The sequence below is a fragment of the Streptomyces sp. NPDC107581 genome (assembly GCF_055657175.1).
Window position 1 is genome coordinate 539,086 of sequence record NZ_JBVKBH010000001.1, and the last position, 19,868, is coordinate 558,953.

Genomic DNA, 19,868 nt, shown 5'->3' on the forward strand with positions numbered 1-19,868 from the left:
CACCCGTTCGCCCCCTGTCCGACCTGCGGAAACACATCCGAGCGACAGGGGGCACAGCTGTTCCCGCACGGTATGCACAAGATCCGGCACACACTGTGGACAACGGTTCGGTATCAGGTTCGGTATCAGGTGAGCTGAGCGGTCCTGACCAGCGTCAGGACCACCACCACGGCCAGAACGAGCACACAGGCGCCGTACTGGATCAGCGTCCGCTTGTCGCGCGGGGCGTGGACCATGGCATAGCCGGTCAGCACACCGGCGACGAGGCCGCCGACGTGGGCCTCCCAGGCAATGCTCATCCCCGGGCTGAAGGTGATGATCAGGTTGATCACCAGCAGCGCGATGATCGGCCGCATGTCGTAGTTGAGCCGGCGCATGAGGACGGCGGTGGCGCCGAAGAGCCCGAAGATCGCACCGGAGGCGCCCAGCGAGGGCTGGTTGGGTGCGGCGATCAGGTAGGTGAGCGCGCTGCCGGCCAGGCCCGAGACGAAGTACAGGGCGAGATAGCGGGCGCGGCCGAGTGCGGCTTCCAGCGGGCCGCCGATCCACCACAGGCTGAGCATGTTGAACGCGATGTGGGTGTAGCCGCCGTGCAGGAACATCGCGGTCAGCAGCCGGTAGTACTGGCCCTCCGCGATGCCCTGCACACCGGGGAGGTAGTAGGTGTAGGCGTGGCCGATGAGCTCGAAGCGATTGGTGAAGCGGTCGCCCATGGACAGCTGTACCAGGAAGACGGCCAGGTTGATCCCGATGAGGATCTTGGTGACCAGGCGGGGGTCCGCGGTCAGGGTGCCGCCGGCGACCGTACGGGGGCGGGAGGCCGCCGGGGGGTGGCCCGTGCCGGAGTCGCCGCGCACGCACTCGGGGCACTGGAAGCCGACCGAGGCGCTGACCATGCACTCGGGGCAGATGGGGCGCTCACAGCGGGTGCAGCGCACACCGGTCTCACGGTCCGGGTGCCGGTAGCACACGGGCAGGCTCCGGGCGTCCTGCGTGCTGCCTGCGGCCTGGTCCATGAGATCCCCTTGCTGGTCGTGGGCGGCCCCCCGGCGCTGTCCCGCCCCGCTCTTCCTTACGGACGAGCGGGGCGTTTTGTTCCCTGAGGGGATTCCGGAGCGCGGCGGGGCTCAGCCCTGGCGCTTCTCGACGACGACGGTCTCGATGACGACGTCGCTGACCGGACGGTTGTTCGGCAGCGTGGTCGGCACGGCGGCGATGGCGTCCACGATCTTCTGGCTCGCCAGGTCGGTGACCTCGCCGAAGATCGTGTGCTTGCGGTTCAGATGGACCGTCGGGGAGACGGTGATGAAGAACTGCGAGCCGTTGGTGTTCGGACCGGCGTTGGCCATGGCGAGCAGGTACGGCCTGTTGAAGGACAGGTCCGGGTGGAATTCGTCCGCGAACTCGTAGCCGGGTCCGCCGATGCCGTTGCCCAGCGGGTCGCCGCCCTGGATCATGAAGCCCTTGATGACCCGGTGGAAGAGCACGCCGTCGTAGAGCTTGTCCTTGCTCACCGTGCCGGTGTCCGGGTGCGTCCACTCCCGCTCGCCCTGAGCGAGTTCCACGAAGTTTCTGACCGTCTTGGGCGCGTGGTTCGGGAACAGCCGGACCTCGATGTCGCCGTGGTTGGTCTTCAGGGTGGCGTAGAGCTGCTCGGCCACGATCCGCCTTCCGTTGTCCTCGTGTGCTCCCCGATCCTCGCACGGCCCAGGACGGAGGACGCCCGACAGAAGGGAGTTCTCCCGGTGAGGGAGCGCATCGCGACGATTCGTGGCAGTGTCGTCAGGAAGCTCCGGTTGCACCCATATGCCCGTCCTCGCATGCCTCACAGGCGGCGGGCAGGCATGATCCGTAAAAGGGTGGAAAGTCGAATTACCGTACGCCACCGAGGAGGAGGAACCCGTGACCCGCATCGACAGCGTGCGCGCCGCGACCGGCTCGGCGAGGGACAGCGTGCTGCACGCCGCGGAAGTGGTGGCGCCCTACGCCGACACGGCCAAGGAGCGTGCCGCGTATTACGCGCAAGAGGCACGCGTACGGCTGGCGCCCGTGGTGTCGCAGGCCGCTGAACAGGCCCGCGAGCAGTACGACGCCCGGCTTGCCCCGCGTCTGGAGCAGGCCCGCACGCATGTGCCGCCGAAGGTGGACCTGGCCGCCCACGAGGCCGCCGTCCGCACCCGCAAGGCTGCCCGGCAGGCAGCCGAGTATTCACGTCCGAGGATCGAGCAGGCGGTGGCCGCGGCGGTCCCCGTGCGCGACGAGGCGGCCGCGCGCAGTGCCGCCGCGCTGGCCGCACTGCGCGGCCAGGTCTCGGCAGAGGAGATCCGCAAGCTGGCCCGCAGGAACGAGCGCCGGTGCAGGACCCGCCGCGCCATGAAGGTGCTGGTACTGCTGGGCCTGGTGGCCGGCGGTGCCTTCGCGGCCTGGAAGTGGTGGGACAAGCAGGCCAACCCCGACTGGCTGGTGGAGCCGCCCGCGGCGACGGAGGTGCCCGAGTCCGGCCGGCTCGGCGCGGTGGACGGCAGTGGTGCCTCCGTGCTGGACCCGGAGGTCCAGGCGAAGCAGGCCGATGACGAGGCCGCCCACCGCGACGAGAAGGAGTGAGGTCGCCGCTTCTTTACGACACCCAACCGATTTGTGTGCAGGGCAAGTTGACCACCGCCCTGCACACGGCTCGTTTCACGTGAAACCTCCGGCCGCGCCGAGGACACGTGGCCCGGCCGCCGCGCCGGACACTCCCGGTCGGTTGTCCCACCCGCCGCGTGACGGTGGTCATGACGCCTCCTCGGGGGCACGGATACGGGAGGACGCACCGGCGTCCTGGTGGCTGCCGAGTGGCCGGTACAGCAGCCACCACAGGGCGAGCCGGCTGACGACGGCTCCGAGTACGGCGGTCATCGTGAGATAGAGCCCGTCCGTGGAGTCACGGACGTGGGTGAGCCAGGCGCCGACGGTGATGAGTCCGCCGAAGTAGACGGCGTTCAGGGCGAAGGCGATCGCGCCCCTTCCGGTCTGCTCCAGCAGGGACAGTGCCGTCAGGGCCAGGGCGGTGCAGCCGAAGCTCGGTCCCACCACCTCGACGAAACGTGCGGCCTCGTCGGCGGTGGCCGGACCCCCGGACAGCGCCGACACCAGCGCGCTGCCGCCCAGCACCAGGGCCGCGGTGACCACCAGGTAGCAGCCCAGGACCAGAGCGGCCCCGTTGCGCAGCGCCTGGCGCACCGGTGCCGGTGCCCGGCCGCCCTGAGCTGGTCGACCAGGATCGCGATGGCGGAACCGAAGCCCACGGCGGGCACGATCACCACGGTCTGCAGGGTGTAGCCGAGCATGAACCCGGCCACCGCCCCGGTGCCGTAGGGAGCGACGATCCGCAGGAAGAGCAGGTTGACGACGAACAGCAGCAGGAACGAGGCGCCGACCGGAAAGCCCACGGAGGTGACGAGGGCCCGGGCATCCGGCGTGCGGCTGCGCAGCGCGGCCGCGCCGAGCAGCCCCTCCCGACGCAGCAGCACCAGTCCCAGGGCGAGTTCGACAGTGCCGGCGGCCGCGGTGGCGACGGGAACGGCGGTCAGTCCCCAGTCGGCCCCGAGGCCGAGGCCCGCCACCCCGCCGATGGTCAGGGCAACCGCGATGACGGTGGTCAGGACGCCGAATCCGGTCCGGCCGATGCCCCGGAGCACCGCTGCGCACAGCTCGCCGAGGAACCCGATCGCGGTCACCGCCGCCATGACGGCCAGGAAGGCCAGGAAGCGGGACCGCTCGGCGGCGGGCACGGACAGCAGGGACGCCGGCGGCCGGCCGCCGAGCAGCACCAGGACCCCGCAGCACAGATAGGCCCCCAGACCGATCCGGGCCATGGCCGCCAGGTGTCCGGGGATCTCCGCCCGCCTGCCGCTTCCCGCGCAGCGGGCGGCACCGACCTGGAGCGCCACCGACAGACCGGAGGTCAGGGCGAGGAAGACGAAGCTGACGGGGGCGTAGACGGACCGCAGGTACAGCGCGGATCCGCCGACGGCGCCCAGCAGGGCCACCACCGCGAACTGTGCGCCGAGCGTCACCACGTTGCCCAGGACCACGGGCGCGGCGAAGGCGGCCACGCGGCGCACGCTCGGGACGGCGGGAGCCTCCCCGGTCGTCGGGCCTGCCGCGGTCACGCGGCACCCGCCCCGGTCGGCCGGAAGGCGCCCAGGGCGGTCAGCGCCGGCTCGGCTGTGGTCGGGCCACTGCCGAGCAGGCCGGACAGCGCCCCTCTGCCGCCCTCGGCGCCCGCCGTGCCCCGCGCGCTGCCCGTGGTGCCTTCCACGGAGCGGATGAGCGACACTGCGCGTCGGACAGCGCGGAAAGGTCCGTCACCAGGCGGTAGGGCGCGTCCGGCCCGGGATCGCCGGCGAGGGACACCGCCTCCATCGCGAGGGTTGCCATGACTGGTCCGTCCCTTCAGATGAGCCCTGGCCATGTCTTCGGATGAGCCTTGGCCATGTGCTGACGCCGGATCTTGCCCGTACCTGACCCACATGCGAAAGCGCAGGCGTCCCGGCCCTCTGCTGGTCCCTGGAGAGATCCGACCAGAACGGCGGGGTGTACGGGGGACCGGCTATGGCCCTGGCGAACGCGTCGAGGTCCGCTGTCTCCACGGCTAGCGATGCGGAGAGCAGTTCGACGGCCAGGTCCTTGTCCTGCGCTGCGACCCCGAAACCCCGCCTTCGCATGGGCGTCCTTGCGTAGCCCCACTGAGAACTCCATGGTCAGTTCCCGTACGTCAAAGCGAGGCGCCTGGCCGCTGCCGCCGCGGCAACCAACTGCTGTCGCAGGACAGCGACAGCCTGTGTGAGTTCGATCTCGGAAAACGACTCGCTCACGATCTCCCCGTGTCACGGTTAGCCGGGGATTACTGAGCAGCCTAACTGCGGCTGCCTCAACGGCGGTTGCCTTTACAGGGCCGCGTTAATGACAACGGGTTGTTGAAAGTGATGTACCAGCCGTCTTCCCAGATCTCAGCAGTCCGCACGGCCTTCACCGACGCCATATCGGCCCAGGGGATCAGCAGGGGAGACCAAGGGGGCTCGGACCCCGGAAACTCGGGTTTCTCAAACCGCTCGTCAGCACCACCGTGCTGACACGTCAGCACGGCGCCTCAGCACCTTGCACTTGCAAGGCCAAGTGGCGCCAACCCCCTCCGCGCCGCCCCCGCAGAAGGGAACGGCCAGCTTCGGAAAAGCGGAGCGAGGGGTCCTTCCTCAAGAGCTGGAGTGCAGCAGTCGACTCGGCTCGACGTTCTTCCGAGCGCCGGCTGACCAGCAGCTTCACCCATCGCGACAAGCTGACCCATCAGCGGAACCGTGGAAACCGGCGCCCACCCGACGCGACAGCAGAGCCACCGGTCTTCGGGTCCCCCTGCGCACCGACCTCGGCTGGTCCTGGAGTCCTGCTGGAGTGAGCTGGTCACACTTCAATCAATGAGCGTGACACTGGGTGCCACGGAGGAGACGTGTCATGGTCGATGCAGACACCGGCGGGTCAGTTCCTTGACACGCCGAATTTCTGGGGGAGTGTCATGGACATTGAAATTCTTGGGCCGCTCGCTGTCCGGCTGAACGGACAGTCGATCGTGCCGAGTGCGGGAAAGCCGCGCCAGCTGCTGGCGCTGCTGGCCATCAGGGCGGAGCGGGTGGTGACCGTACCGACGCTGATGGAGGAAATCTGGGGCGATGCGATCCCCAAGAGCGCGGCCACCACGCTGCAGACGTACATCCTCCACCTGCGCAGGAAGGTGACGGCCGCGCTGCGCACCGGGCCAGCGGATGGCGAGCCCGAGCAGGTCGGTGACGCCAAGGACGTACTGACCACCTGCTTCGGCGGCTACCGGCTCGCGGTCCGCCCAAAGGACAGCGACGTGCGCGAGTTCCAGTCGCTTGCGGCTCGCGGCTCGCTCGCGCTGGAGACCGGCGACGCGCACACCGCGTCCGTGATGCTGGACCGGGCGCTGGAGCTGTGGCGCGGGCCGGCGCTGGTGGACGTACCGACCGGGCTCGTGCTCGGGGTGGAGGTGCTCGGCATGGCCGAGCAGCGCACCCGGGTGCTCGAACAGCGCATCGAGGCGGACCTGCTGCTCGGCCGACACGCCTCGCTCCTCGCCGAACTGCGGATGCTGGTCGCCCGCCACCCGATGAACGAGAACCTGACTGCCCAGCTCATGACGGCGCTGTACCGGTCGGGCGCCGTGTGGCGGGCGCTGGAGGTCTTCCAGCAACTGCGCCGGACACTCATCGAGGAGCTCGGTGTGGAGCCCTCACAGCGCCTGCAGCGGTTGCACCAGGCGGTGCTGTCCGGAGAGCCGGAGCTGGAGTCGCAGCACGCAGGGCGCCATCTGCTGCGCACCGGCGCCTGAGGCTCAGACCAGCCAGCCGGACTCACGGGCGATGCGCACCGCGTCCACCCGGTTGCGGGCGTTCAGCTTGGTGACGACCGAGGTCAGGTAGTTCCGTACAGTCCCGGTGGACAGGCGCAGCCGGGAGGCGATCTCCGGCGCCTCGTCGCCCTCGGCGGTGAGGCGCAGCACCTCCCTCTCACGATCGGTGAGCGGGCTCTCGACGCTGTCCCAGGCCGCCAGGGCGAGCTCGGGGTCGATGGCCCGGTGGCCCGCCACGACCCGGCGCACCGCGTCGGCGAGATCCTGGGGCGAGGCGTCCTTCGGCAGGAAGCCGGAGATCTTGGCGTCCAGCGCCCGGCGCAGCACGCCCGGGCGGCCGAGACTGGTCAGGATGAGCGTGCGGCAGCCGGGCAGCTCCTCGGCGAGAAGAGCCGCCGCCGACAGGCCGTCGAGGCCCGGGAGGCCGATGTCGATGATCGCGACATCGGGCCGGGTCTCCAGGGCGGTCGGCAGGATCTTGTCTCCGCGCTCGACCTGTGCGACCACTTCGAGGTCACCCTCCAGACCGAGCAGCGCCACGAGCGCTCCCCGGACCAGGTCCATGTCTTCGGCCAGCAATATGCGTATCACTATTGGTGATCCCCCCCGGCATCTTGACCGTTTCACACTACAGTTTTACTTTCACCTTTTCCCGCCTTTATTTTCGAGCGGTCTCCGTCGGCCCTTCACACGTCCGGGAGAGAGCGGGAGCCAGCGGGGCCCGGGCAACCATCCTGAACCAGCCGTCGTCGCCCAGCTGAGTGGTGAGGCTGCCGCCGACGCGGGTCAACCGGAGGGTGAGGTTGCCCAGGCCCCTGCCGCCGGGGTCGTCCGCCTGCTGCGGCTCCCGGGCCGCCTCCTCGGGGTCCACGCCGTCGTTGGCGAGACTGAGCACGACCATGCCGTTCTCCTCCCAGCACCGGATGGTGCAGTGGTGGACACGGCTGTGCCGCAGGGCGTTGGTGACGCCCTCGCGGAGCACCGTGGCGAGGACCGTGTCGATCTGCGACGGAAGCGGACCTGTGTCGATGGCGGTCTCCACCTCTATGCCGACCGACTCCAGCATCGAGCAGGTGACCGCCGCCTCCTCGGTCAGGGACATGTCGCGGTAGCCGGTGGCGACCTTGCGCACATCGGCGAGCGACTGGCGGGACACGGCGAGGACGGACTCGATCTCGTTCCGGGCGGTCTCGGGCATGTCCGGCACCATGCGCCGGACCAGCTCGGTCTTGAGCGTGATCGCGGACAGGTTGTAGCCGAGCAGGTCGTGCAGGTCCCGGGAGAAGCGCACCCGCTCGCTGGCCACGGCGAGCCGGGCCAGATCGGCGCGGTGTGCGTGCAGCCGGGTCACCAGGCCGGTCAGGCTGCTCAGCCCGAACACCACGAGCCCGGTGACGAGCGTGGCCTCCATCGCGTAGACACTGTCGAGCACGCTGCTGCCCTCCAGCGCCGAGTAGGTGAAGAGGGAGAGGCCGATCGTGCCGTACAGCGGCCAGGCGGCCCGGCCGGGTAGCAGAAGGAGTACGGAGCCGGCCAGGAAGCCGCCCATCGCGCCCCAGGCGACACCGAAGAGCGCGAGCGGTACGAAGCAGAAGAGGCCTTGCAGCAGGAGGGTTGTCACTCGGTGCCAGTACGGGCTCTGCCGGGCCAGCGGCCGGGAGTGCACGACCTGGAGGCCGAACACGGCGAGCAGGGCGGTGAAGCTTACACAGCTCTCGACCGGCGTCGGCCTGTCACCGAGGATGTTCACGGCGGTGACCAGCGAATATCCAGCCATCACGGCCAAGAGGACCGCGCGCGCCAGCCGCGGGGCGGGCATGTCGGAAACCTCGCCGGAGAGGGTCGGGGCCGGTCCGTCCGGCTCGTTGAGGTGCTGTTCACGTGGATTCATCAGGGGCGACGACTTCTCTGCGGAGGGTGATGGACACACCCGGGAGCCGTCCCGGCGGTGGCCGGGACAGCGGGGCGAGCTGATCATCGCTCGGACGGCGCTGTCCGGACGAAGAACATCGTGGTGATTTTGGCCAAATACGAGAGATGGTCGCTGGTGGCCAGAGGTCCGGTCCGTGGGGTCCGACGGGCGGCGGTCCCGGCGTCATCGACGGGGCCCTGGAGTGAACAGGCCAGGAAAAGTGCAGGCCAGATGCCATATAGCCCGATATGGGCGGCCGGGGTCAGATGAAGAGCGGCAGCGGATTGAGACGCTCGTACGGCGTGGGCTCGGTGAGCCGGCCGAGGGCGACCGGCACGTCGAAGAGGCGGCCCGGAGCAAAGCGTGGCCAGAAGTGACGCATGCCGGGAATGACCACTTTCACCACCGGAAGCCCGACGTCGGGCCGGGTCTGGTCCAGGACGAGGACCTCGAGACCACGCTCCCGGGCGAGCGCGGTCAGCGCCGCCACGTCGTCGGCGAGGTCGGCTCGGGGAGTGTGCGCGTGGTCACCGGGAACGGTCGGGCGGCGCTTCGGGTCGGGCAGCAGATAGGGCTGGCCGGCGACAGTGGCCGTGCGCCACCAGGACAGGGCCTGCGGATCGTCCACCGTGTAGCCGGAGCCGTCCAGGCGGGCGCCGATGACCGCGGGCAGCAGCTGTCCCATCTCGGTGAGCGCACGGCGCACCGCGATGCGCGGGTCGAGGTGGGCGCCGAAGCCGAACAGCACGTCCTCGGCGGCCCCTTCGGTGCGCCGGGACAGGGCGGCGACCACCGGGATGCCGAAGTCGGAGGTCAGGTCGAGGGCCCAGACCTCACGGCCGACCGAGCGGTAGCCCGCGCGCAGCGGCTCGATCCAGTCGTCGCCCGAAGCGGCGAAGGCGTCGAGATCGAGGGCGGGTGCGAGGGTGCGGTTGTACCACCACAGGGCGACCGCGTCGCGCTCCACCAGTTCCAGGAAGCCCTGGACGAAGGCGTCCTCGCGGCTGGACCCGGCGGCGTTGCCGTTGGAGTCCGCGCGCAGCGGGGCCGCGGGGTCGGCGTCGAAGTAGAGCAACGAGGTGGGCAGCAGCCGCTGCCGGCCGGCGGTGAGGGACCACACCGGGGTCCAGTCGAGCACCGCGTCCTCGTCGAAGAGGCGACCGACGTACTGGAAGGGCGAGCGGGCGGCGTTCCAGGCGGCCCTGTCACGCAGCTGCCGGGCGTCGTGGAGCCGGACGCTGTCCGGGTGCACCGCAGCCACACCGAGCGCGCGCAGGCTGTCGCGGACCACCGGCTCGTCGCCGTGCCGGGTGCCGCTGTAGCGCTCCACCGCCTCGCACAAGGCGCTGACCCGGGCCTCCTCGGAGGTGAGGCCCTTGCCGCCGCTGAGCGCGCGCAGGCCGGCGGTGTGCCCGGCCAGGGTCTGCGTCCGCAGTGCCAGGTTGTGCCCGGACAGGTAGCTGTGGGTGAAGGCGGGGCTGCGCGGGTCGCGCCGCACCTCGCGCACGACGCCGGTGACCGGGCTCACCAGGTGGCCGTAGGTGTCCCACATCTGTCGGGGCGTCAGGGCGCGGTGGCCGTTGCCGCCGGCCGCCGCCTTGGGACGGGGCCCGGGAACGAAGGGCGCGCGCACCGTGGCGGCGACCAGTCCGGGGTCGCCACAGGCCGGGCACTGGGGGCGGTGGACGACCGGGTGCTGGTCGACGGTGAGGGTGAGGGTGTCCAGGACGTGTACGGCGTCGCGCGCCGGACTCGGCGTGCCGGCCAGGTACTTGGCGGTCTCCAGGACGGCGGTGTGCAGGCCCAGGGCTCGGCTCGCGGCGAGCGAAGCGTCGGGCCGGGCGATCGGGCCGGCGCTGCCCAGGGCGCGGTGCAGGGGCGCCTCGGAGCCGCGCTGGAGGCGCAGACGTTCGGCAAGGCAGTGCCAGCAAGGGCCGCCGCCGGGGCGGAGCACCGGGCCGGTCCACGGTGCGGGGCCGCCGGGCTTGGCGAGGATCCAGGGGCGGCCTGCCGCGCGCTGGCGGGCGTCGATGCCGGCGAGGCCCGGGTCCAGGTAGTCGGCGCAGAGCACCAGGGTGACGGTGGCGTCCGCCGCGTCGGGCGGCACCACGGTGAGCCCGGACTCGGTGCAGGCGGCCGCTGCCTGCGCGTGGCCGACTGGGCCGTCGAGCACCAGGAGCCGTACGGTCGGACCGGTGGGTGGCGCGGTGCCGGCCAGGTCCCAGAAGGCGTCGGCCGAGGGGTCGGCCGGTGCCGGTGCCTCGGCGGAACGGGCGCGCAGCAGGCCGGCGGACCAGAGCTCGGAGAGCGCGCGGCGCAGTTCGTCGGGGGACGTCCCGGGTGCCGACAGGTTCCCGGCGGCGGCCCGCAGCACCTCGTCGGGTGTGCGGGTGCCGTCGAGCAGGGGGGCCAGCGCCTCGGCCGGGGTGCCGCGCACGGCGCGGACGCCTCGGCCGGAGACCAGGTACACGGCTTCGCCCGGCACGACGACGCTCCGCAGATGGCTGCGCCAGCCGATCCGCGGTGCGCCGCCTCCGGCCACCGGACCTTCCTGTTCCCGCACGATGGTTGTCAGGCCGCGTTGGCCTCAGCCGGCTCGGGAGCCAGCACGCAGAGAGTGAAGAGGGCCGACGCGTCGGCGGGGACCGAGTCCAGGTCCTCGATCGTCAGCGTGGTCGAGGACCGAGGGTCCGGCGTGAGGACAGAGGCCCAGGTGAGGTCCTCGGTGAGGACGGGGAGCATGGCGGTTCCTTCCAGGAGTCTTCCAGGCGAGCATGTGCTGCTCGAAGGTGCAGTCAGGCAGCGCCTCGTCTGCATTGTGTGAACACCTGATGATCGCCGACCAGTGCATTCTTCACGAATTTGGGGATGCCGGATTCACAGTGCCCTGCGGGCGCGCGCCAGCTCGGTGATGGTCACCGTCACGTCGTGCGGGGTGGGCAGCCCCGCGATCTCCTTGCTCAGCTCGTCGGTCCGGGCCTTGTAGGCCGGGTTCTCCAGCAGCTCGCGGCAGGCCTTGGCGACGTTCTCCGGCGAGTCGTCCTGCCCGGCCGTGAGCATGATTGCGGCGCCGTACTCGGCAAGCCGCTCGGACATGCCGACCTGCTTGGGCATGGCGGGAATCACCAGCTGGGGAACGCCACACACGATCGCGTGCAGCATCGTGTTGCCGCCGGCCCGGTGCACCAGCAGGTCGCAGGTGCGCAGCACGACGTCGAGCGGCAGCCAGCCCGCGCGCACGTTGTCCGGCAGGTCGCCCAGGGCGTCCGCCATCTCCTGGGGAGCCGCGATGAGCAGTTCCACGTCGAGCCCGGCGACCTTCTCGACCAGGGCGGACAAGGCGTCGGCCTCGTAGTCGGCGGAGACCCGGCTGCCCGCCGAGACCAGTACGCGTGGCCGGTCCCCCTTGGTGTACATCCAGGGCTCGAGCGCGCGCTGGGTGTTGAAGGGCACGTACTGCATGAACTGCGCGGGCCCCGCGTCCGGGCGGCGGGCGCCCGGCGGACAGATCTCCACGTACATGTCCGGGTCGGGGAGGGCGGACAAGCCCATCTCCTCCAGCTCCGGCGCCAGTTCGGCGGCGGCGGACAGGTCAATGATGGACGGCTCGCCCATGTTGAGCGCGTGCCGCACCCAGGGCAGGCCGAAGCGGTGGGCCACCAGCGGCGCCGCGTACGAGAGCGCCCCGGCGACCAGGACGTCCGGCTGCCAGCACTCGACCAGGGGGACCAGCCCCTCCATGCTGCCGAGGGCGAGTCGGGCCATGCCCCGGCCGTTGAACAGGTTGCGCTCGTGCGGGTCCTTGGGGATCTCCAGCGGGTTGCCGTGCCGGTCGCGCTGCATGAAGTCGAACATGGTGCGCGAGGTAATCGGGGCGCCCGGCAGACCGGTCGCCGCGACCAGCGGCATCACGTTCTCCGTGGCCCCGACGATCACTTCGTGGCCGGCATTGCGCGCCGCCAGCGCCAGCGGGGTGATGGGGAAGACCGCTCCCGCGCTTCCTCCGGACACAAAAAGGAATCTCATGGCTTCGGACGCTAGGGAGCGGGGGTCGAGCGTTCCTGGAGCGGCGCTGGAAGCACCAGGAGCGGCCGGTGAGGGAACCGTCGGGCAACGGGAGGCGCGAGGCGGGTCCGAGCCGTGTCCTAGCCAGGCGCCGCACAATCCCCTTGACCTCTAGCGCACTAGAGGTTTCATCATGGTCCGGCCGCAGCGGCCGGAACCTGTCCACGGGACCCATCCGTGCAGGGGCCAAACCTGTGGGCGCACCGCTTCCCCCTCCACTTCCGCTTCCCGAAGGAAGAAACTCCCGATGACAGACACAGAGAAGCCAGGGGCTTCGGTGCCCGGTTCCAGTGCCGACGCGGTGAACCGGCGCAGGGTCCGGCTGATCATGACGGGGCTCCTGCTCGGCCTGTTCATGTCCGCGCTCGACCAGACGATCATCTCTGCCTCCCTGCGCACCATCGCCGACGACCTCAACGGCCTTTCGGAGCAGGCCTGGGCGAACACCTCGTACATGATCACGTCGGTGATCACGACGGCGTTGTACGGCAAGCTCTCCGACATCTACGGACGCCGTCCCGTCTACTGCACCGCAGTGGGCGTCTTCGTGCTCGGCTCGGTGCTGTGCGGCCTCGCCCAGTCCATGACCATGCTCGCGGTGTTCCGCGGGGTCCAGGGCATCGGCGCGGGCGGTCTGATGAGCCTCGCCTTCGCGATCCTCACGGACCTGGTGCCGCTCGCCGAACGCAGCCGCTACCAGGCGTGGTTCGGCGCGGTCTTCGGTGTCTCCGCGGTCATCGGCCCCGTCGCGGGCGGGTTCTTCGCCGGACTCGACAGCTTCATGGGCACGTCCGGCTGGCGCTGGGCGTTCTACATCAACGTGCCGATCGGTGTGGCGGCCGCGCTGATCATCGCCTCGACAGTGCGCATCCAACCCAACCGCGCACAGCACAAGTTCGACATCGCGGGCCTGCTCGCACTGGTCGCCTGCCTGGTGCCGCTGCTCTTCGCGGTGGAGCAGGGACCCAAGTGGGGCTGGGGCGCGGGCGGGACGCTCGGCCTGTTCGCCCTGGGGCTCGTCGGCCTGGTGCTGTTCCTGCTGGCGCAGAAGCGGGCGGGCGGTGCGGCCCTGCTCCCCACGCCGATGTTCCGCAATCCGCTCTTCTCCGTGTACAACGGTGTCAACACGCTGGTCGGCGCGGCCGTGTTCGGCGCCCTCTCGGTGCTGCCGCTCTACCTCCAGATGGTCAAGGGCCTGTCGCCCACCCAGGCCGGCCTGATGATGCTGCCCCAGACGCTCGGCATCGTCGTCGCGGGCCGCATCGCGGGCCCGTTCGTCACCAAGACGGGCCACTACAAGGTCGTTCTGCTCACCGGCCTCGTGCTGATGGTCGCCGCGACCTTCTGGTTCGGCACGCTCACCGCGGACACCGCGCTGTGGCAGACCGGCATCGCCGCCGGCCTGATGGGCTTCGGCATCGGCCTGTGCTGGCAGGTCATGCTGATCGCGATCCAGACGGGCGTCTCCCCGCAGTACATGGGCGCGGGCATGGGCTCGTTCACCTTCTTCCGCCAGATCGGCGGCACCGCGGGCATCGCCGTCTTCCTGTCGATGTTCTTCGGCGCGGTCAGCGACAAGGTGGCCGCAGCCTACCGCGACGCGGCCTCCGACCCCGCCTACACGGCGGCCGTCAACGACCCGTCGGTGACCGGCGAGGCCGCCAACAAGGTGCTCCTCGGCGCCCGGCAAGGAGCTGTCCCCATGGACAACAGCTCCTTCCTCAAGCACGCCGACCCGCGTCTGGCCAAGCCGTTCCTGCACGGCATGGCCGACGCGATGCAGATCGTCTTCGTGGTCAGCGGCGTGATGCTGGTGATCGCCCTGGTCCTCGCGGCCATCCCGAAGGAGAAGCGCCGCGAGCCCGCCGCCGCACCCGGCGGCGCCAAGGAAACCAAGGAACCTGCGGGCAAGAACTGAGCCCGCACACCGCCCGATCCGGGCGATCACCCGCGTGTCCACCCGCCGCCCCCGAGGCGGGTGGACACGCCCCCACACGGACGCGTGCCCATCCCCCGTGCACCGTCCCACGAAGGGGGCCGGCCCATTGGCCGGCCCCCTTCGCCGTGTCCACAACCCCGCACGCACCCGCCCGCCGGGCGGAGTCCAGTTGGAGTGGACCCGCTCTCTAGGTCGGCTTCCCAGAATCGAGCCCGTAACCAAGGCCGGGGCAAAGGTGCGAGTGAAGGGTTGCCATGAAGGCGCTGATTCTGTCCGGAGGGATGGGGACCAGGTTGCGTCCCTTCACCTATTCCATGCCCAAACAGTTGGTGCCCGTCGCCAACAAACCGATCCTGGTGCACTGCCTGGAGAACGTCCGCGACATCGGCGTCCGGGACGTGGCGGTCGTCGTCGGTGACCGTGCCCAGGAGATCCGCGCGGCCGTCGGGGACGGCTCCGCGTACGGCCTGAACATCACCTACCTCCAGCAGGAGGCCCCGCTGGGCCTCGCGCACGCCGTCTCCATCGCCGAGGAGTTCCTCGGCGACGACGACTTCGTGATGTACCTGGGCGACAACATCCTCGCCGAGGGCATCGCCACCTCGGCCCGCGCCTTCCGCGCCGGGCGACCCGCCGCCCAGCTGCTGCTCACCAAGGTGGCCGACCCGCGGGCCTACGGCGTCGCCGAGGTCGACGCGGAGGGCCGGGTGCTCGCGCTGGTGGAGAAGCCGCAGCAGCCGCGCAGCGACCTCGCCGTGGTCGGGGTGTACTTCTTCACCTCCGCGGTGCACGAAGCGGTGAAGGCCATCGTGCCGAGCGCCCGAGGCGAGCTGGAGATCACTGACGCCATCCAGTACCTGGTGGAGCGCGGCGACCGGGTGGTCGCCGACGAGTACGCCGGCTACTGGAAGGACACCGGCAGCCCGGACGACCTCCTGGACTGCAACCGGCTGCTGCTCGGCCGGCTCGGCCACGGCGTGCACGGTGAGGTCGACGCGGCCAGCACCGTCGAGGGACCGGTGGTCGTCGAGGCCGGGGCCGTCGTGGAGCGCTCGTACCTCGTGGGACCGCTCATCGTCGGCGCGGGCAGCGTCGTGCGCGACAGCGAGCTGGGCCCGTACACCGCACTCGGACGCGACTGCGTCCTGGACGGCGCCGGGATCGGCGACTCCATCGTCCTGGACGAGGTGTCCATCCAGAACGTGCGCGGCCTGTCCGGCTCGATCATCGGCCGCTCGGCCGCGGTGCGCGGCGGCGAGACCGCCGGGCGCCGGCTCATCATCGGCGACCACACCCAGGCGGAGGTGGCGGCATGAGGATCCTGGTCACCGGCGCCGCCGGGTTCATCGGCTCGCACTACGTCCGCGAGATCCTCGCGGGCAGCTATCCCGAGTCCGAGGACGTGCACGTCACGGCCCTGGACCGGCTCACCTACGCGGGCCGCCGCGACAACCTGCCCGCCGAGCACGAGCGCTTCGAGTTCGTGCACGGCGACATCTGCGACCGCGAGCTCCTGGACCGGGTCGTCCCGGGCCACGACGCAATCGTGCACTTCGCGGCCGAGTCCCACGTGGACCGGTCCCTTGAGGGCCCCGGCGAGTTCATCCGTACGAACGTGACGGGCACCCAGCGGCTCCTCAACGCGGCCCTGACGGCCGGCGTCGACCGGATGCTGCACGTCTCCACGGACGAGGTGTACGGCTCGCTGGAGACCGGCACCTGGACCGAGGACAGCCCACTGCTGCCCAACTCGCCCTATGCGGCGTCCAAGGCGTCCAGCGACCTGATCGTCCGCGCCTACCACCGCACGCACGGGCTCGACGTGCGCGTCACCCGCTGCTCCAACAACTACGGCCCGTACCAGCACCCCGAGAAGCTCATCCCGAACTTCGTCACCCGACTCCTGACGAACCGTCAGGTGCCACTGTACGGGGACGGCCTCAACGTGCGCGAGTGGCTGCACGTGGACGATCACTGCCGGGCCCTGCACCTGGTGCTCACCAAGGGCCGGGCGGGCGAGATCTACAACATCGGCGGCGGCAGCGGCATGAGCAACCGCGACATGACGTCCCGGCTGCTCGACCTCCTGGGCGCGGACTGGGACATGGTGCTCCCTGTCGAGGACCGCCTCGGACACGACTTCCGCTATGCGATCGACGACTCCAAGATCCGCGAGGAGCTGGGCTACGCGCCCCGCTGGTCGATCGAGAGCGGGCTGGGGTCGGTCGTGGACTGGTACCGCGACCACCCCGAATTCTGGCGCACCCCGGCCTCCTGACGGACGGCCGACCCGGGGGCGCCGCATCCCCCCACGCCCACCCTGCTGTTCGCACCCGCCGGCACCGGCCGGCGGGGACCTGTCGACGAGAAACGGAATCCACATGTCCGCTCTGCGCAGCCGTGCCCGCACCGCCGCCATCGCCGTCCCGCTGGCCATCACGGGCCTGGTGGCCGCCACCTCCAACGCCTCGGCCGCTCCGGTGAAGACGTACTTCGACTGCCGCGTCGGCACCACCACGGGCCTCGCCTACAGCGCGTACGTCGACGCCGTGGCCCCGGCCACGGTCAAGCCCGGCGCCACCTTCGACGTCACGCTCGACCCGGCCCCGATCACCCCGAACCCGGCCTACAACAAGGTCGTCAAGGACGTCACCCTGCAGTTCAAGCTGCCGGAGGGCGCCACCGTCGTCTCCTACCAGGTCGCCGACGGCGGCGCCGCGGGCACCCCGACGCTGGAGGTGGACGGCACCAAGGCGGTCCTGCGCGCCGCGGGCCCGTACGTCTCCAACACCGAGTTCGACCTGCCGAAGGTCACCATCACCCTGAAGGCCCCCAAGACCCGGACCACCCTGGAGACCCGCTTCGGCGGCACCTCGCACGACGACCCGGGCTTCAGCTGGACCTTCACCCCGGTCAACTGGCCGAGCGACGCCAAGCTCGACTGCTGGCCGGACCAGCCGATCGCGCTGGCCAAGACGGTCGTCAAGTAACCGTCGCACAACAAGCGTTCGCACCAGCCGCGCCGGCCGGCCCCTCAGCGGGGTGGGCCGGCGCGGCCGCGCTTGACCTCTAGCGCGGTCGAGGTTGCAGGCTGGGCGAGAAGGATCCTGAAGTGGGGAGACAGCGGCAGTGAAAATCGAGATCTGGTCCGACATCATGTGCCCGTGGTGCTACATCGGCAAGGCGCGGCTCGACAAGGCGATCGAGCACGTCGGCCGTGACGACGTCGAGATCGTCTGGCGCAGCTTCGAACTCCGCCCCGAACAGCCGCGTACGCCCGGTGCTACGCTCGGCGAGATGATGCGGGAGAAGCTCGGACTCAAGGACGGGGAGACGGTCGAGCTGTTCGAGAAGATCCGTGTCCTCGGCGAGGCCGAGGGCCTGGACATCCGGCTCACCGGCGTCCGCCCCGTGAACTCCTTCGACGCGCAGCGCCTGGTGCACCTCGCGGCCGGGAGCGGCCTCGCGCACCGGCTGAAGAACGACCTGTTCCGCGTCTATCTGACGGAACAGCAGAACGTGGCGGACCACGACGTCCTGCTGCGCACCGCGACCGGCGCCGGGCTCGACGCCGACGACGTGACCCGTGTCCTGGCGGGCGACGCCTACGCCGCGGACGTGCGCGAGGACGAGGCGGCCGCCGTCCGGCGCGGAGTGACCGGAGTGCCGACCGTCTTCGTCGACGGCGTGCGGGTCGCCACCGGCGTGCCCTCCTTCGAGCAGTTCCACTGGGCCCTGGCGGAGGCCGGCTGACATGAGCGTCGCCCGGCCCGCGTACCACGTCACCGAACTCACCATCGGACAGCTGTCCGCGCGCAGTGGCGTCGCGGTCACGGCCCTGCACTTCTACGAGTCCAAGGGGCTCATCAAGAGCCGCCGGACCCCCGGCAACCAGCGTCGCTACACGCGGGACACGCTGCGCCGCATCTCGGTGATCCGGGTAGCGCAGCGCATGGGCATCCCGCTGAGCACGGTGAGCGAGGCGCTGGCCGAACTGCCCGAGGGGCGCACCCCCAACCGGGCCGACTGGGCCCGACTCTCCCAGCGCTGGCGCGCCGACCTCAACGAGCGGATCGAGCAACTCCTCGCGCTGCGCGACGGGTTGGAGGACTGCATTGGCTGCGGCTGTCTGTCGGTGAGCGACTGCCCGCTGACCAATCCGTACGACGAGCTGGGTGAAGAGGGACCGGGGCCGCGCAAGCTGCTGCGCGAGCCGAGGGGCGCGGCGGCCCGCGTCCTGGCGGCGCGCACCGCCCCCATCGAGGACCCCTGCGGCGGCGTGAGCACGTCCTGCCAGGGCGACACGACGGACTGAGGCGTACGGAGCGGAGGGGTTGGCCTCCACTCCGTACGCCTCAGTCGGCGGTACGTTCCGGCTCCGGCTAGCGCGCCGGGTGCAGTTCGCGGGCGTAGGCCTCGGCGGCGGCGTCGAAGCCGAGCACTACGTGGCTGGCCGCGGAGTGGGCGTCCCGCCAGTGGCGCTGGAGCGGTGCCGACTCCTGGTGGGCGCGGGTGCCCGCGGAGGCGAACAGCCGGTCCACGGCGGCCGTGGCGAGCTCGGCGGCGAGCGCGCAGTCCCGGCCGCTGCGGGCCACGTCGAAGGCGGTGACGCGGCCGGCGTCGGCGGTGCGGGCCGCGCTCTCCAGGAGCAGCGCCGCCGTGTCGGCCTCGCCCGCGGCACGGCTGAGGACGACGGCCGCCGCGCTCTCCAGACCACTGGACGCGGAGGTGTGGCGGGGCGCGGTGCCCTCGCGCCAGGCGGCAAGGGCGCCGCGCGCGGCGCCGAGCACCGGGGCCGCGAAACACAGCCCGTTGACGGCCTTGAGCGGCACCTCGTGGCAGGGCGCCTCGGCGTCGTCGGCGAGGCCGGTGGCGATGGTGTCGCGGGTGAAGGTCAGCTCGTCGGGCACGTAGGTCTGCTCGATCGTCAGGGTGTTGCTGCCGGTGCCGCGCATGCCGACCGAGGACCAGGTGGCCTCGGTGCGATAACTGCCGCGCGGGACGGCGAAGAAGCGGGCGGTCGGCCGGACCTCGGTGGTCATCGCGCACACCAGCGCCCAGTCCGCGTGGTCCACCACGCTGACGTAGGGCCAGGTGCCGTCGATCCGCCAGCCGCCCTCCTCGCGGCGCGCCCGGCCGAGCGGCATGAGCGCGCCCACGATCAAGGTGTCCGGGCCGCCCGCCCAGATGCGCCGCCGGCCGGCCTCGGGGAGGTAGGCGGCCATCCGGCCGAGCGAGGCGGTCAGCGACGCGGCCCAGGCGGCCGAGGTGCAGCCCTCGCCGACGACGGCCACGGCCCGCACGATCTCCTCGAAGGTCCCCGCATCGCCGCCGTGCCGGCGCGGTACGAAGTGGCGCGCGAAACCGGCGTCGACCATGGACCGCACCACCTCCGGGGTGAGGCGGTGGTCGCGCTCGGCGGCCTGCGCGTGCTCCGCCGCGATCTTGGCGACATCGGCCGCCGCGACCACGACGGCGGCGGATTCGATGCGGGGCGGGTGCTGTGTCGGCATCCTGGTCAGCTCCTCGTGACAGTGCCTGTG

19 protein-coding genes are annotated in these 19,868 nt (G+C 71.0%); 8 read left to right on the top strand and 11 right to left on the bottom strand.

What is annotated here, in order from left to right; all coding sequences use genetic code 11:
• Window positions 1-125: 125 nt before the first annotated feature.
• Window positions 126-1,016, bottom strand: a complete 891-nt coding sequence (locus ACZ7P3_RS02455) for a rhomboid family intramembrane serine protease (RefSeq protein ID WP_472078502.1) — start codon at window positions 1,014-1,016, stop codon at window positions 126-128.
• A gap of 111 nt (window positions 1,017-1,127) precedes the next feature.
• Window positions 1,128-1,661 (bottom strand): peptidylprolyl isomerase, encoded by a 534-nt coding sequence (locus tag ACZ7P3_RS02460; RefSeq protein WP_472078503.1) that lies wholly within the window; start codon window positions 1,659-1,661, stop codon window positions 1,128-1,130.
• A gap of 241 nt (window positions 1,662-1,902) precedes the next feature.
• On the opposite strand from ACZ7P3_RS02460, the gene ACZ7P3_RS02465 reads away from it, so the two are divergent.
• Complete coding sequence (locus ACZ7P3_RS02465; RefSeq protein WP_472078504.1) at window positions 1,903-2,604, top strand: DUF5324 family protein; 702 nt, start codon at window positions 1,903-1,905, stop codon at window positions 2,602-2,604.
• Window positions 2,605-2,772: 168 nt separating this feature from the next.
• On the opposite strand, the gene ACZ7P3_RS02470 is transcribed toward ACZ7P3_RS02465, so the two are convergent.
• From ACZ7P3_RS02470 to ACZ7P3_RS02480, 3 genes are read right to left on the bottom strand one after another with little or no spacing between them, the layout of a single operon-like run.
• Window positions 2,773-3,072: a hypothetical protein gene (locus ACZ7P3_RS02470; protein ID WP_472078505.1), complete on the bottom strand. Its 300-nt coding sequence runs from the start codon at window positions 3,070-3,072 to the stop codon at window positions 2,773-2,775.
• Complete coding sequence (locus tag ACZ7P3_RS02475; protein ID WP_472078506.1) at window positions 3,036-4,154, bottom strand: MATE family efflux transporter; 1,119 nt, start codon at window positions 4,152-4,154, stop codon at window positions 3,036-3,038. Before ACZ7P3_RS02475 ends, ACZ7P3_RS02470 begins: the two co-directional genes overlap by 37 nt.
• On the bottom strand, window positions 4,151-4,303 hold the full coding sequence (locus ACZ7P3_RS02480; protein WP_472078507.1) for a hypothetical protein: 153 nt from the start codon (window positions 4,301-4,303) through the stop codon (window positions 4,151-4,153). Before ACZ7P3_RS02480 ends, ACZ7P3_RS02475 begins: the two co-directional genes overlap by 4 nt.
• Before the next feature lie 1,251 nt (window positions 4,304-5,554).
• On the opposite strand from ACZ7P3_RS02480, the gene ACZ7P3_RS02485 reads away from it, so the two are divergent.
• Window positions 5,555-6,388, top strand: a complete 834-nt coding sequence (locus tag ACZ7P3_RS02485) for an AfsR/SARP family transcriptional regulator (RefSeq protein WP_472078508.1) — start codon at window positions 5,555-5,557, stop codon at window positions 6,386-6,388.
• A gap of 3 nt (window positions 6,389-6,391) precedes the next feature.
• Here the strand turns inward: ACZ7P3_RS02485 and ACZ7P3_RS02490 are convergent, their stop codons facing one another.
• The 5 genes from ACZ7P3_RS02490 to ACZ7P3_RS02510 all read right to left on the bottom strand — a co-directional run bounded on the left by ACZ7P3_RS02490 (window position 6,392) and on the right by ACZ7P3_RS02510 (window position 12,347).
• Complete coding sequence (locus tag ACZ7P3_RS02490; RefSeq protein ID WP_472078811.1) at window positions 6,392-7,003, bottom strand: response regulator transcription factor; 612 nt, start codon at window positions 7,001-7,003, stop codon at window positions 6,392-6,394.
• A 64-nt stretch (window positions 7,004-7,067) separates the two neighbouring features.
• Window positions 7,068-8,300, bottom strand: a complete 1,233-nt coding sequence (locus ACZ7P3_RS02495) for a sensor histidine kinase (RefSeq protein WP_472078509.1) — start codon at window positions 8,298-8,300, stop codon at window positions 7,068-7,070.
• 283 nt (window positions 8,301-8,583) lie between these two features.
• Window positions 8,584-10,863, bottom strand: coding sequence for a TOMM precursor leader peptide-binding protein (locus ACZ7P3_RS02500; protein WP_472078511.1), 2,280 nt, complete (start codon window positions 10,861-10,863; stop codon window positions 8,584-8,586).
• 29 nt (window positions 10,864-10,892) lie between these two features.
• Window positions 10,893-11,063, bottom strand: a complete 171-nt coding sequence (locus tag ACZ7P3_RS02505) for a hypothetical protein (protein ID WP_472078512.1) — start codon at window positions 11,061-11,063, stop codon at window positions 10,893-10,895.
• A gap of 135 nt (window positions 11,064-11,198) precedes the next feature.
• Window positions 11,199-12,347, bottom strand: coding sequence for a glycosyltransferase (locus tag ACZ7P3_RS02510; RefSeq protein ID WP_472078513.1), 1,149 nt, complete (start codon window positions 12,345-12,347; stop codon window positions 11,199-11,201).
• Window positions 12,348-12,633: 286 nt separating this feature from the next.
• Between ACZ7P3_RS02510 and ACZ7P3_RS02515 the strand changes: the two genes are divergently transcribed.
• From ACZ7P3_RS02515 to soxR, 6 genes are all read left to right on the top strand, one after another.
• Window positions 12,634-14,304, top strand: a complete 1,671-nt coding sequence (locus ACZ7P3_RS02515; RefSeq protein ID WP_472078514.1) for an MDR family MFS transporter — start codon at window positions 12,634-12,636, stop codon at window positions 14,302-14,304.
• Window positions 14,305-14,579: 275 nt separating this feature from the next.
• A complete protein-coding gene (locus tag ACZ7P3_RS02520; RefSeq protein ID WP_472078515.1) occupies window positions 14,580-15,641 on the top strand; it encodes a glucose-1-phosphate thymidylyltransferase in 1,062 nt (353 codons plus the stop codon).
• Window positions 15,638-16,603, top strand: a complete 966-nt coding sequence (gene rfbB / locus ACZ7P3_RS02525) for a dTDP-glucose 4,6-dehydratase (protein WP_472078516.1) — start codon at window positions 15,638-15,640, stop codon at window positions 16,601-16,603. Before ACZ7P3_RS02520 ends, rfbB begins: the two co-directional genes overlap by 4 nt.
• Window positions 16,604-16,706: 103 nt before the next feature.
• Window positions 16,707-17,315 carry a hypothetical protein gene (locus ACZ7P3_RS02530; RefSeq protein WP_472078517.1) on the top strand — a complete coding sequence of 203 codons (609 nt, stop codon included), beginning with the start codon at window positions 16,707-16,709 and terminating at the stop codon, window positions 17,313-17,315.
• 139 nt (window positions 17,316-17,454) lie between these two features.
• Window positions 17,455-18,078: a DsbA family oxidoreductase gene (locus tag ACZ7P3_RS02535; protein WP_472078518.1), complete on the top strand. Its 624-nt coding sequence runs from the start codon at window positions 17,455-17,457 to the stop codon at window positions 18,076-18,078.
• A gap of 1 nt (window position 18,079) precedes the next feature.
• Window positions 18,080-18,640: a redox-sensitive transcriptional activator SoxR gene (soxR, locus tag ACZ7P3_RS02540; protein ID WP_472078519.1), complete on the top strand. Its 561-nt coding sequence runs from the start codon at window positions 18,080-18,082 to the stop codon at window positions 18,638-18,640.
• Between the two features lie 67 nt (window positions 18,641-18,707).
• Here soxR and ACZ7P3_RS02545 read toward each other — a convergent pair whose 3' ends face one another.
• Window positions 18,708-19,838 (bottom strand): acyl-CoA dehydrogenase family protein, encoded by a 1,131-nt coding sequence (locus tag ACZ7P3_RS02545; RefSeq protein ID WP_472078520.1) that lies wholly within the window; start codon window positions 19,836-19,838, stop codon window positions 18,708-18,710.
• Window positions 19,839-19,868 lie beyond the last annotated feature (30 nt).